The sequence below is a fragment of the Bradyrhizobium sp. SZCCHNRI1009 genome (genome assembly GCF_032487575.1).
Taxonomy (GTDB): domain Bacteria; phylum Pseudomonadota; class Alphaproteobacteria; order Rhizobiales; family Xanthobacteraceae; genus Bradyrhizobium.
Window position 1 is genome coordinate 251,579 of the sequence record NZ_JAUEUL010000010.1, and the last position, 12,383, is coordinate 263,961.

General features: G+C 65.8%; 12 protein-coding genes. 7 read left to right on the forward strand and 5 right to left on the reverse strand.

Going from position 1 to position 12,383, the window contains the following annotated elements; translation table 11 throughout:
- Positions 1 to 21 precede the first annotated feature (21 nt).
- The 6 genes from QX010_RS19490 (at position 22) to QX010_RS19515 (ending at position 5,699) form a co-directional block, all read left to right on the forward strand.
- Positions 22 to 966, forward strand: a complete 945-nt coding sequence (locus QX010_RS19490) for a dihydrodipicolinate synthase family protein (RefSeq protein WP_316181259.1) — start codon at positions 22 to 24, stop codon at positions 964 to 966.
- A 72-nt stretch (positions 967 to 1,038) separates the two neighbouring features.
- A complete protein-coding gene (locus tag QX010_RS19495; protein WP_316181260.1) occupies positions 1,039 to 1,866 on the forward strand; it encodes an ABC transporter ATP-binding protein in 828 nt (275 codons plus the stop codon).
- Positions 1,859 to 2,698: an ABC transporter permease gene (locus QX010_RS19500; RefSeq protein ID WP_316181262.1), complete on the forward strand. Its 840-nt coding sequence runs from the start codon at positions 1,859 to 1,861 to the stop codon at positions 2,696 to 2,698. The genes QX010_RS19495 and QX010_RS19500 overlap by 8 nt, the downstream gene beginning before the upstream one ends.
- A 22-nt stretch (positions 2,699 to 2,720) precedes the next feature.
- Positions 2,721 to 3,791: an ABC transporter substrate-binding protein gene (locus QX010_RS19505; protein ID WP_316181264.1), complete on the forward strand. Its 1,071-nt coding sequence runs from the start codon at positions 2,721 to 2,723 to the stop codon at positions 3,789 to 3,791.
- Entirely contained in the window at positions 3,788 to 4,495 is a 708-nt protein-coding gene (locus QX010_RS19510; protein ID WP_316181265.1) for an SDR family oxidoreductase, read from the forward strand. Before QX010_RS19505 ends, QX010_RS19510 begins: the two co-directional genes overlap by 4 nt.
- Positions 4,496 to 4,529: 34 nt before the next feature.
- Positions 4,530 to 5,699, forward strand: coding sequence for a mandelate racemase/muconate lactonizing enzyme family protein (locus QX010_RS19515; RefSeq protein WP_316181267.1), 1,170 nt, complete (start codon positions 4,530 to 4,532; stop codon positions 5,697 to 5,699).
- A gap of 108 nt (positions 5,700 to 5,807) precedes the next feature.
- Here the strand turns inward: QX010_RS19515 and QX010_RS19520 are convergent, their stop codons facing one another.
- The 5 genes from QX010_RS19520 to QX010_RS19540 form a co-directional block, all read right to left on the reverse strand.
- Positions 5,808 to 7,136, reverse strand: coding sequence for an LLM class flavin-dependent oxidoreductase (locus QX010_RS19520; RefSeq protein WP_315805705.1), 1,329 nt, complete (start codon positions 7,134 to 7,136; stop codon positions 5,808 to 5,810).
- A gap of 61 nt (positions 7,137 to 7,197) precedes the next feature.
- On the reverse strand, positions 7,198 to 7,488 hold the full coding sequence (locus QX010_RS19525; protein WP_315805706.1) for a hypothetical protein: 291 nt from the start codon (positions 7,486 to 7,488) through the stop codon (positions 7,198 to 7,200).
- 61 nt (positions 7,489 to 7,549) lie between these two features.
- Positions 7,550 to 9,040, reverse strand: coding sequence for a sodium:solute symporter family transporter (locus QX010_RS19530; RefSeq protein ID WP_316181270.1), 1,491 nt, complete (start codon positions 9,038 to 9,040; stop codon positions 7,550 to 7,552).
- 17 nt (positions 9,041 to 9,057) lie between these two features.
- The gene (locus tag QX010_RS19535; RefSeq protein ID WP_315805708.1) at positions 9,058 to 9,570 is read right to left on the reverse strand and encodes a flavin reductase family protein; all 513 of its coding nucleotides are present in this window, start codon (positions 9,568 to 9,570) and stop codon (positions 9,058 to 9,060) included.
- The gene (locus tag QX010_RS19540) at positions 9,567 to 10,643 is read right to left on the reverse strand and encodes an LLM class flavin-dependent oxidoreductase (RefSeq protein ID WP_315805709.1); all 1,077 of its coding nucleotides are present in this window, start codon (positions 10,641 to 10,643) and stop codon (positions 9,567 to 9,569) included. Before QX010_RS19540 ends, QX010_RS19535 begins: the two co-directional genes overlap by 4 nt.
- Before the next feature lie 456 nt (positions 10,644 to 11,099).
- Between QX010_RS19540 and QX010_RS19545 the strand changes: the two genes are divergently transcribed.
- Positions 11,100 to 11,969: a LysR family transcriptional regulator gene (locus QX010_RS19545; protein ID WP_315805710.1), complete on the forward strand. Its 870-nt coding sequence runs from the start codon at positions 11,100 to 11,102 to the stop codon at positions 11,967 to 11,969.
- Positions 11,970 to 12,383: the final 414 nt, after the last annotated feature.

Sequence of the window (12,383 nt, forward strand, 5' to 3'; positions counted from 1 at the left end):
AGAACTCATCAGGAGCCTGACATGAACGTCATGACCAACTTCAAGGGGATCATCCCGGCGATCGCCGTCCCCTTCAACGCCGATCACTCGATCGACGAGGCCGAGCTGACGCGCTATGCGGCGTGGCTCGGCAGGCGCCGCGGCATTGTCGGCATCATGACCAACGGCCACACCGGCGAGGTGTTCAGCCTCACCGCAAGAGAGCGCGCGGAGGTGACGCGCATCGTCGCCAAGGCGCTGACCGGCATCTGCCCGACGATCTCCTCCGTCGTCTGCGAAGGCATCAAGGACGGCATCGAGCATGCGCTGATGGCCAAGGAGGCCGGCGCCACCGCGCTCGACATCATGCCGCCGCATCACTGGCTGCGCTTCGGCTTCAAGCGCGAGCACTGCCTGGACTATTTCAACGCCATCGGCGATGCGACCAGGCTGCCGCTGATCGTGCACGTCTATCCGGCCTGGACCCGCGCCTCGTTCTCCTCCGAGCTGCTCGCCGAGCTCGCCCGGCTCGACCACGTCCAGGCGTTCAAGATCGGCACCCGCGAGATGAACAAATATGCCCGCGACCTCAAGGCAATCCGCGCGGCGGCCCCGGACAAGGCGCTCTTGACCTGCCACGACGAATACCTGCTGGCGTCGATGGTGCAGGGCGTCGACGGCGCGTTGGTCGGCTTCGCGTCGCTGATTCCGGATCTCATCTACGATCTGTTCGCTGCGGTGACGGCCGGTGATCTCAAGCTGGCGATGAAGTTGCAGGCCATGATCGATCCGTTGAAGGACGCGGTGTATGGCGGCGGCGAGCCGACCGGAGAGGCGCATGGCCGCATGAAGGCGGCGATGCAGGTCGCCGGCGTGATCCGCGATGCCACCGTGCGGCCGCCGACGCATGCGCCGAGCGCCGAGGAGATGGCCGCGATCCGCGCCGCAGTGGCCGCGGCCGGGCTGACGGTGAAGGCTGCCGCCTGAGCTTGCAACAGGCGGCGGCCGGTGACGGCCGTTGCCCCGTGATCACAACAAAAAGACACCGGGTGGACGCTCATGCTGACGATGGATGTCGACGATGCGCCCCGGCGCGCTGCGGCTGCGCCCGAGGCTGTTCTCATTGCGATCGATCAACTGTCGAAAACCTATGTCTCGGCCTCCGGCGCGACGGTCCATGCGTTGAGCCGGATCTCGCTGGATATCAAGCCGGGCGAGTTCGTCTGCGTCGTCGGTCCCTCCGGCTGCGGTAAGAGCACCTTGCTGCGTCTGCTCGCGGGACTTGATAGTTACAGCGATGGCCGGCTGCTGCTCGATGGCGAGCCCGTCGCCGGTCCCTCGCGCAAGGTCGGCGTCGTGTTCCAGGCCGCCAACCTGCTGCCGTGGATGACGGTGCGCGACAATGTCGGGCTGCCCTTGCGCGTCGGCGGCAAACATGCGCCGGCCGGCGATCGCATCGAACGTCTGCTCGCCGTCACCGGTCTCGGCGATTTCGGCGACAAATATCCCTATGAGCTGTCCGGCGGCATGCAGCAGCGCGCCGGGATCTGCCGCGCCCTGGCGCGCGATCCCGAGATCCTGCTGATGGACGAACCGTTCGGCGCGCTCGACGCGCTGACCCGCGAGCGTCTGAACCTCGAGCTGCAGCGCATCTGGCAGGAGAACCGCAAGACCATCCTGCTGATCACCCACTCGATCTCGGAAGCCATCTTCCTCGCCGACCGCGTCATCGTGATGTCGGCGCGTCCCGGCCGCATCCTGGCCGATCTCGCCGTTCCCATTCCGCGGCCGCGGTCATTCGACGACATCGTGCTGCATCCGGACTATGCGCGGCTCGCCAGGGAGGTCCGCGGGCTGCTCAATGCGCAGGAGCATGGCCATGACTGATCTTGCCAACGTCGCCGTGTCAGCCATGTCGCAGGAGCCAGCGAGTCCACGCCGCGGCATCAGCCTGGGATCGCCGATCGCCTGGACCGGTCTCGCGGTGCTGATCCTGAGCTGGATCGCCGCGGTCAACCTGCTGAACATCCCGTCCTACATCCTGCCGAAGCCCGAAGCGGTGGTCCGCGCGCTGTGGTCGGGGCTCGCGGTCAGCCCGGCCAGTCCGCTCGGCTACTACCTGCCGCTGTGGAGCACGCTCAGCAACGCCGCTGTCGGCTGCGCCATCGGCGTCGGGCTCGGCCTCGTCATCGGCTCGCTGATGGCCGAGGTCGAGGCCATCGAACGGCTGGTGATGCCCTATGCGTTCGCGCTGCAGAGCCTGCCAAAGGTGGCGATCGCGCCGCTGATCGTGATCTGGTTCGGTTTCGGCGACGGCTCCAAGATCGCGATCTCGGCGCTGCTGTCGTTCTTCCCGGTGCTGATCAACAGCTTCACCGGGCTGCGCGCCGTAGAGCCGGAGCGCGTCGACCTGATGCGCTCGCTGTCGGCGTCGCGGCTCGAGACCTATCGCATCGTCAAGCTGCCGAATGCCGCCCCCTTCATCTTCGCTGGCCTCGACATGGCGGTGGTGTACGCGCTGCTCGGCGCGATCGTCGCCGAGTTCTTGGGCGCTCAGCGCGGCATGGGGGTGGTCATCACCCAGGCGCAAGCCGTCTCCGATGTCGCAGGCGTGTTCGCCGCGCTGATCATTCTCGGCGTGCTCGGCATCGTGCTGCACGGGATCGTGCGCTGGTGCGAGGCCAAGGTCGTGCACTGGGGCGCCAATCGGAGAAAATAGGACAACAGGGAGGGAACATAGGATGGTTTCGCGCAGGTCATTCCTGAAGAGCAGCGCCAGCGCGGCGCTGCTGGTGAGCGGCGCCCCGGCCGGCCTGATGGCGGCGGACGCCAAGAAGATTCGCTTCGGTGTCGGGCTCAAGGCGCTCAACGCCACCATCATCAATTGCGTAATCGGCGAGGCGCTCGGCTACAACGCGCAGGAAGGGTTCTCGCTCGATGTCCAGGCGCTCGGCACCAATGCCAACGTCCAGGTCGCGACCGACCGCGGCTCCGTCACCATCGGCGTCGGCGTGCCGTCGACGGCGCTGCCGCTGCTCGCCAAGGGCGAATGGGGTGGCGCGAAACTGTTCTATCAATATACCTATCCGTACAAATGGGACATCGCCGTCCCGCCCGGCTCCGCGCTCAAGAGCTACACGGACCTCAAGGGCAAGAAGATCGGCGTGTCCGACTTCGGCGCCACCGAATATCCGGTGACCAAGAACGTGCTGAAGGCGCTCGGCCTCGATCCGGACAAGGATGTGAGCTGGGTCGCGGTCGGCAACGGCACGCCGGCGGGCGTCGCCCTGCAGCGCGGCGTGATCGATGCGCTCGCCTATTTCGATACGGGCTTCGGCCAGATCGAGGCGGCTGGCATCGAGCTGGCCTATCTGCCGCGTCCGACCACGATCCCGATGGTCGGCGGTCAGTTCCTGATGGCGATGCCGCAGACGTTCGAGAAGGACAGGGATCTCCTGGTTGGCTTTGGCCGCTCGGTGTGCAAGGCGTCGCAATTCCTGCTCGCCAATCCGACCGCCGGCGCCAGGGCCTTTCTCAAGATGTACCCGGAGACGGCGCCGCGCGGTGCCGGCGAGGACGCGGCGGTCAAGGCCGTGCTGCAGTCGATCAGCCGCCGGATCAAGCTCTACGCGCCGCCCTATGCCGATACGAAGATGGGCGGGATCAACGAGCAGGAGTTCCGCACCGAGGCCGCGATGAACGGGCTGGACATCAAGGACTACGCTGCGCTTTACACCAATGAGCTGATCGACAAGATCAACAATTTCGATGCAGTGAAGGTCAAGGCCGAGGCGGCCGCGTACAGGGGATGACGGCACAGGACCACGACAGCAGCTCCGGCCTTCGCCATGCGGTGGTGACCGGAACCAGCTCGGGCATCGGCCGCACCATTGCCGAGCGCCTGCTGGCGGACGGCTGGCGCGTGACTGGCATCGACCGGGCGGCCTCGGTGCTGTCGCACGAACACTTCGGCGGCTTCGAGGCCGATCTGGCTGAGCCGCAGACGCTGATCGCGCGCCTTGCTGACGTCGGCGCCGTGACCGCGCTGGTCCATGCCGCCGGCTACATGCGTGTCGGCCGTCTCGGCGAGTTGCAGGCCCAGAGCAGCGAAGGGATGTGGCGCGTCCATGTCGGCGCCGCGGAGGCGCTGGCCAATGCGCTGGCGCCGCGCCTGCGCGAGGGCGGGCGGATCGTGCTGATCGGCAGCCGCACCGCCAACGGCGCGGCCGGCCGCAGCCAGTACGCCGCGACCAAGGCGGCACTCACCGGTCTCGCGCGCTCCTGGGCGATCGAGCTGGCGCCGCGCCAAGTCACCGTCAACGTCATCGCGCCAGCCGCCACGGACACGCCGTTCCTGCGCGACCCCAGCCGCGCCGGCGCCGCGCCGGTGCTGCCGCCGATGGGCCGCTACGTCGATCCAGGCGAAGTGGCCGCGCTCACCGCCTTCCTGCTGTCGCCGGAAGCGGCTGCCATCACCGGACAGACCATCACCATCTGCGCCGGCGCCTCGCTCTGACGCGGCGCTCGCGACCACGATCAGGAGATTGACCATGACCGTTCGTATCGTCGACGTCCGCGAGGTGACGAAGCCGATCTCATCGCCGATCCGCAATGCCTATATCGATTTCACCAAGATGACGTCGAGCCTCGTTGCGGTCATCACCAATGTCGAGCGCAACGGGCATCCCGTGGTCGGCTACGGCTTCAACTCCAACGGCCGCTACGGCCAGGGCGGCCTGATTCGCGAGCGGTTTCGCGCGCGACTCCTCGAGGCGGATCCCGCCTCGCTGCTCGATGCCACCAAGGACAACATCGATCCGGACAAGGCCTGGACGGCGATGATGACGAACGAGAAGCCCGGCGGTCACGGCGAGCGCTCGGTCGCGGTCGGCACGTTGGACATGGCGATCTGGGACGCTGTTGCCAAGATCGCCGACAAGCCGCTGTTCCGTCTGCTCGCGGAGCGCCACAACCGCAAGGCCGATCCGCGCGTGTTCGTCTACGCCGCCGGCGGCTATTACTATCCCGGCAAGGATCTCTCGGCGCTGCGCCGGGAGATGCGCGGCTATCTCGAGCGCGGCTACAACGTCGTCAAGATGAAGATCGGCGGCGCGCCGATCGAGGAGGATCGCCAGCGCATCGAGGCCGTGCTCGACGAGATCGGTCCGAGCAACCAGCTCGCCGTCGACGCCAACGGCCGCTTCGACCTGGAGACAGCGATCGCCTACGCCAAGATGCTGCGCGACTATCCGCTGTTCTGGTACGAGGAGGCGGGCGATCCGCTCGACTATCATCTGCAGGCGACGCTCGCCGATTTCTATCCCGGCCCGATGGCGACCGGCGAGAACCTGTTCAGCCACCAGGACGCCCGCAACCTGATCCGCTATGGCGGCATGCGTCCGGACCGCGACTGGCTGCAGTTCGACTGCGCGCTGTCCTACGGCCTGTGCGAATATCTGCGCACGCTCGACGTGCTCAGGACCTATGGCTGGTCGCCGTCGCGTTGCATCCCGCATGGCGGCCACCAGATGTCGCTCAACATCGCCGCCGGCCTCGGCCTCGGCGGCAATGAGAGCTATCCCGACCTGTTCCAGCCCTATGGCGGCTTCCCCGACGGCGTTGACGTCATCGACGGCCACATCACCATGCCCGAACTCCCCGGCATCGGCTTCGAGGGCAAGTCGGATCTGCATGCGGAGATGCGCGCGCTGAGCGCTTGAGCCGCGCGCCGTTGAGCAGGGGCCTTCGAGACGCGCCGCAAGCCGCACTCTTCAGCATGACGGAAGCTGGCATCTCGAAGGGCGGCCCGGCGGCGGGGCTCACCAGACTCAATCTTCCAGCAGATTCTCCCGCAAGGTCGTGCCCGTATATCGCGTCCTGAACCGGCCGCGCCGCTGCAACTCGGGAACGACGAGATCGGCGAACTCCTCGAAGCAGCCGGGCGTGTAGGTCGCCGCCAGCATGAAGCCGTCGGCGCCGCCGTCATCCATGTAGTGCTCGATCTGGTCGGCGATGTCCTTGGCGGTGCCGACCGCGACCGGCATGCCCATGCCCTGCGCGTAGATCATCGCCGCCTCCTTCACGGTCACCGGCGCGCCGCCCTTGGCGTAGATGATCGACTCGAACAGACCCTGAATGCCCGGCACCTCGATGTTCTGCACGATGGCATTGCCGTCGAACTTGGAGAAATCCAGCCCGAAATGGCCGGACATCCAGGCCAGCGCGCCCTCCGGCGGAATGCACTCCTTGATTCGCGCGTACTTCTCCTGCGCCTCCGAGCGTGTTTCCGCGACCACGGTCTGCAGGCCGTAGATCAGCTTCACCGAACCCGGCTTGCGATCGAACTTGCCGGCGAGCCGCTCGTTCAGATCGCCGGCATATTGCCTCATGCGGTCGACGTTCGGATGCACGGCGAAGATCGCCTCGGCATGCTTGGCGGCGAAGTCGCGGCCCTGGTTGGATGAGCCGGCCTGCCATAGCACCGGCCGTCCCTGCGGGGAGGGCGCGCAAAAATGCCGGCCATGGCACTTGTAGTACTTGCCCTCGTGGTTCACGACCTTGATCTTGGCGGGATCAGCATAGATGCCGGACACCTTGTCGGCGATGATCGCATCCGGCTCCCAGGAATCCCACAGCTGGTAGCAGACCTCCATGTATTCCTCGAGCCGGTCGTAGCGGCCGCTGCGCTCGGTCATGGTGTGACCATAGGCATCCCATTCGCTCTTGGAGTAGGACGACACGATGTTCCAGGCGACGCGGCCGCCCGAGAGGTGATCCAGGCTCGAGAGCCTGCGGCACATCGAATAGGGATGCTCGAACGCCGTCGACAGGGTGACGCCGACGCCGAGATGCTTGGTCGCGGTGGTGATGATCGGCACGATCGTCGACGGCTCGTGGGTCGGGCACTGCACAGCCCATTTCACGATCGCGTCGGAGCTGTCCTCGTGTGTGTTGTAGGGCGCGAGCTCATCGGCGATGAACATGGCATCGAACATCCCGCGTTCCATCGTGCGGGCCATGTGCTGCCAGTATTCCGGCCGGGCGAAATCCCAGCCGATCTTGTCCTTGACGTGGCGCCACATTCCGGTGGCGTGACTGTTCACGCCGTGCTGGATGAATCCCAGAAGATGAGCCTTCTTCCTCGTGGTCGTCGTCATGCAATGCTCTCCTTGCGTCCGAAACTCGTCCAGTCCGTCATGAACTTCGGGTGGTCGGTGATCAGGCGCTCTTCTGCTCGACGAAGAAGGCGAGCCCGCATCCAGCCGCCGTCACCAGCGCAAGCAGCGGGCCGGCATAGATCATCGCGGGGGTGAAGCCGACGCCGGCAATGATGACGGCGGACGCGATCACCGAGATCGCTGCCAGCCCGCCATAGCCATAGTCGGGCACGTCGGTCGGCTCGGCGGCGCCGCTGCGATATTCGGCGATGGCGTTCTGCAGGCCGCGCCAGAATCCAGCGAGGAAGAACAGGGTGACGAGAATGCCGACGATGGTGATCAGGACGTACATGGTTGGCTCCTTTGGGATGTCAGAGGGACGGGCGCGCCGAGGACCGGCGCGCCTCGCGCAGCTATTCGGCCGGGGCAGAGACCTCGTCGCCGATACGCTGCAGGCCGGTGAGGTCGAAGTTCTCGCCGCCGATCAGACCCGCGATGACGACGGTCAGCCCGCTGATCGCGACGATCGACAGCGTTCCGATCAGCTCGCCGGCCGTGGCGTAGATCGGCATGCCCACGCCGATCGCCAGCGCGATGCCGCCGACGAAGCCGATCATGTTGGTCTTCGGCCACAGGATGGACAGCACCAGCGGCAGCAGGATCGAGGTCTTCAGCGCATAGGTCGTCAGCACCAATGTCGTGAAGTCGAGGCCGGAGAGCACGATCAGGGTCGCGATGATGCCGCCGAGCAGGACCGAAAGCTTGGTGATCACGAACAGGCTGCTCTCGGAGGTCTGCGGGAAGTAGCGCTTGACGATGTCGACGGCGACGACCGAGGACAGCGCGGCACTGGCGCCGTCGATGGTCGAGTAGCAGGCGGCAAGGATGACGAGCACGTAAAGCAGGACCAGGGTCAGACCGAGGCCGATATGGGAGACGATGTAGGGGCCGACCGCGACGATGTCGCCGCCGAAATCGGCCGGCTTGAGGCCATAGGCGATGCCGACCAGGCCGAGCATGCCCAGGCAGATCGGGATCGGATAGAACAGCGCGCCCGACCAGAGGAACACGCGGCCGACGTCGCGGCTCTTGATGGCCCAGACCTTCTGCCAGAATGTCTGGTCCGAGACCGTTGCGGCGAGGAGGCCGAACGCAAGCGTGATGCCGAAGCCCGCGGCGGCATCGGGACGCAGCACCGACAGGTTGCGGGCATCGGCCGCGCCGGCGGCGTTGAAGACCGCTTCCGATCCGCCCGGGATCGCGGCATACACCGCGGCCACGACAATCGCCGCCGGCACGGTGATCATCAGCGTGTTGAGCGTTCCGGTCATCACGCTCGTCCACAAGCCTCCGAAGTATGAATAGGCGAGCACGCAGATGATGCCGACGACGGTCGCCACCTTCCAGTCGATCCCGAACACCGTCGAGACGACGACGGAGGTGCCCTTGAGATTGATCAGGATCTCCAGGATGATTCCGAAGATCATCGTCACGGTGACGATTGCGGTCGCGGCTTTCGACCTGCCGAACCGGTACTCGATGAACTCGGAGATCGTGTAGCCCTCCGGCATGTTCTTGCGCAGGATGCGGGCGAACGGGATCATCGCCATGACCGCGAAGCCGTTGGGCACCACGAACCAGAACAGGCCGGAGAGGCCCCATTGATACGTCATCGCCGAGCTCATCATCACCGCCATGGCCCAGGTCCAGACGGCGATCACCGAACCGACGCCGAAACCGAAGCCGACTCGGCGGTCGGCGATGATGAAGTCGTGAGTGTTTCGAACGAGGAGGGTCTTCACGGCATAGGACAGGGCGAGTGAGAACAGGCCTAGTCCGATCATCGACGCATACCCGAGGGTCGGCGTCAGGCTCGGCATCGCGGCAAAGATCGATTTGTCCATTGCGATTTCTCCGGGGTTCAGGAACTCTGGTGAAGCGTGTGATAGTTGCGGGCGTGGTAGAGCAGCGGCGCGCCGCCGCCCGCATGGGCGGAGGTCACGTTGCAGAGCACGATGGCGTGGTCACCGGACGGGATCAGGTCGACGATGGCAGTGCCCAGCTGTCCGAGAGCGCCCGCGATCAGCGGCGCCTGGCCGGCGCCTTCGATCGTCGCCACGTCATCATAGGAGCCGGGTGCGAGCTTGCTCGCGAAGCGATCGGACAATGCCCGTTGGCCGGCGCTGAGGACGGAAATCCCAACGCTCATACCGACGCCGAGGCAGGCGTAACTCTGGCTGTTCTGCGCGACGCAGAACAACACCCGTGGCGGCTGCAACGAGACCGACGTGACCGAGGTGGCTGTGAAGCCATGGAGCTGTCCGCCGCGCCGGAACGTCACGATGCAGACGCCGGATGCGAGCTGGCTGAACACGTCCTTGAAGCCCTGTCGTATGTCGCCGGCGGAAGTGATCGTGGCTTCGAGCGCGCTCATGACATCTGACCTTCGAAAGCGAGTGTGCGATTGTCCCTGAGCGGGCGGATCACCTGCTTCATGAACGGACCGGCGTCACGCATCGGGTCGTCGAACTGACAGACGATGCGATCGAGGCCCAAGGCCTGCAGCTGGGGGATGCGGTTGCGGATGTCCTCGAAGGAACCGATCAGGCCGAGCTCGAAGCCGGCGTTGGAATCGACCATCTGTTCCTCGCCGAGCGCGGCCCAGGCGGCGGCACCGGAGCTGCCGATCACCTTGCGGAAGAAGTCGATCGTCTGTGAATTGCGGCGACCTACGACCGTCTTCCAGCGCTGCCTTGCCTGCTCGGTCGTCTCGGTCGCGATGACGTAGGCATTCGCCGCGATCAGGATGGTCCGGCCCCAGCTGTTGGCCTCCTGACGCACCGCCTCGATGCGCCGTTTCAGCTCCTCGTCGCCCATGCCATTGAGGAACAGGCAATGGCCCCATTCCGCGGCCATCTGCATGGCGCGGCCGGAGTGGCCGGCGATCCACACCTCCGGCAGGGCGTTCTGGTCCAGGCCATAGGTCGGTGGCTGCTTGAGCTCGACCGGCTGCGCCTCTCCAGGCGGAGCGTCCGTCCCGGCAATTTCGGCAGGCGGCTGAAACAGGCCATAGAGCGTGCGCAGGAATTCGCCGGCGCGGTCGTAACGTCCGTCATGATCCAGCCAGTCGACGCCGGACAGGTCGAACTCCTCCTTCCACCAGCCGCAGACGATATTCATGCCGAGCCTGCGCTCCGCGATCTTCGACAGCGTGTCGAGCATCCGGGCGACGAGGAACGGCGAGCGGAAGCCGGGCTTGATGGCGCCGCAAAGCCCGACCTTGCTGGTGACGGCGGCGATCGCCGCCAGAATGCTCCAGGCGTCGGCGACGCTCTCGCTCGGGCCATGGATGCAGTTGAGCAGGTTCTCCGAGGCGTAAAGGAAGTCGAACCCGAGCGCTTCGGCCTGCTGGGCGATCGCGAGACAGGCGGCAACGTCAGGGCCGGTCGGTGCGTCCAGCGAACGCAGCCAGCCGCCATAGACGGGAAGCCAGATGCCGAACTCCATCACGCGACCCCGCATGCTGCGAAGGAGGCGCGCGGAGCACGATCATGGATCGGTGCCTCGTCGGTGGGTGTCGCAGAAGGTGCAGGCGGCATATCCTCGCTGTCCTCGCTCGAAAGCCTTCGTGCGAAGTAATTAGCAAGCGTCTTGCCAAACCGGGTCGCGCGCAGGCGTATGCGGTCGGTGCTGAAAATAGCGGCGTGATTGATCGATAAAACGTCCTGAAGTGCCTGCGGCGAAAGCAGATCGGAACTACTTATTCATTCAGTTCATGCGCACTGAAGTGTATGAATGATGCGGCGCCGCTTTTGATGCTGGTCCCTGCGAGGATGAAACGAATTCATCGAAAGCGATGGGAGTGACTGGTTTGACGGCAGGCCGACTCGGGAACTGGTTCGAATTTGTCCGTGGGAGCGCATTCGGCGGCGAGCCGGACGTCGCCGAGGCCCAGGAGAGTCCATGACCTTCGAGCAAATGAGGATCTTCCTCGAAGCCGCTCATTTTGGCAGCTTCACCCATGCTGCCGAGCGGCTGGGCCTCACGCAATCGGCGGTCAGCGTCTCGATCAAGAAGCTGGAGGAGAAGCTCGACGTCCCGCTGTTCGACCGCTCCGGGCGCCGGCTGATGCTGACCGAGGCCGGACAGGTGCTGTTGAACGAGGCCGAGCGGATCCTGCGTGACATCGAGCTGACGATGCGCCGTGTCGAAGGCCGGCGTCCCGCCTCACCGTCCGCGCTGGTGGCATGCACCGCCAGTGCCTACGACTTCTGGATGCCGCATCTTCTGGCGCGGGACAATGGTCCCGGCGCGTTCGGTGTCGATCTCGTCCGTGGCAGCGTCAACGAGGTAGCGGCTTATGTGATGCGGGGAACGGCGGATGCGGGGGTGACCAGCGCCATGCCGAGCCACCCGCAGTTCCGCCAGGTCGCCGTGTTCGCCGACCGACTGGTGCTATGCGCTCATCCCGAGCGGGCGCAGCACGTGCCGGCCGATCTGAGCTGGAAGTCGCTGGCCGAGCAGGCGCCCTTGTTGTGGGAGCACGGCGAGCTGACGCAGACGCTGACCGCGGCGCTCGTCTCTCACCGGGTCGAGCCCGAGCGTGTGGCGCATCCCGTCCTCAAGCTGTCGTCGAGCACGGCGGTGATCTCGGCGCTGCTTGGCGGCCGCCATATCGGCTTCGTGTCGGATCGCGCCGCGCAGCCGTGGCTGGCGTCGGGGCGGCTCGTGCGGATCGGAACGCCGGAGATTCCCGTGCGCTATTGGCTGTTCGGCCTGCGTGAGCACGATATCGACAGGTTCGTGGCGCTGTTCGGTGCGCGCGTGGAATAGCTCCGGCCGCGCGCCTGCGCGGTGAGGGGCGATGACTGCCCGACGGGCAATCTGCTCATGACAGCTCTGCGTGAACTGCCCGTCGAGCCAGTTTGCCGCACCGTTGCGGCCTTGTGTCGTCGGGCAAATCAGGACGATGTTCCCACGCATCCCGCCTCACTCGGAGGGGCGTTGCGCGCGATCGTCACGACACGCGAGGCGGGGAGGCGATGGCCGCGAGGTGCCGCAGCGTAGCTTGCTACGCGGACGAACGGCAGCTTGCGGACGTGAAGTCGTGTGGTCCTGACCTCCCGGTGCCGAGGTCAAGTCGACGCCAGCGCTTCCGCGCTGCGTTGACGACGGGGGCAATCAAGCCGGTCCCCGGGGAGCAACTGTCTTTTTTGTAGACCGGTGATCGGCCGGCCTCAAGGCTGG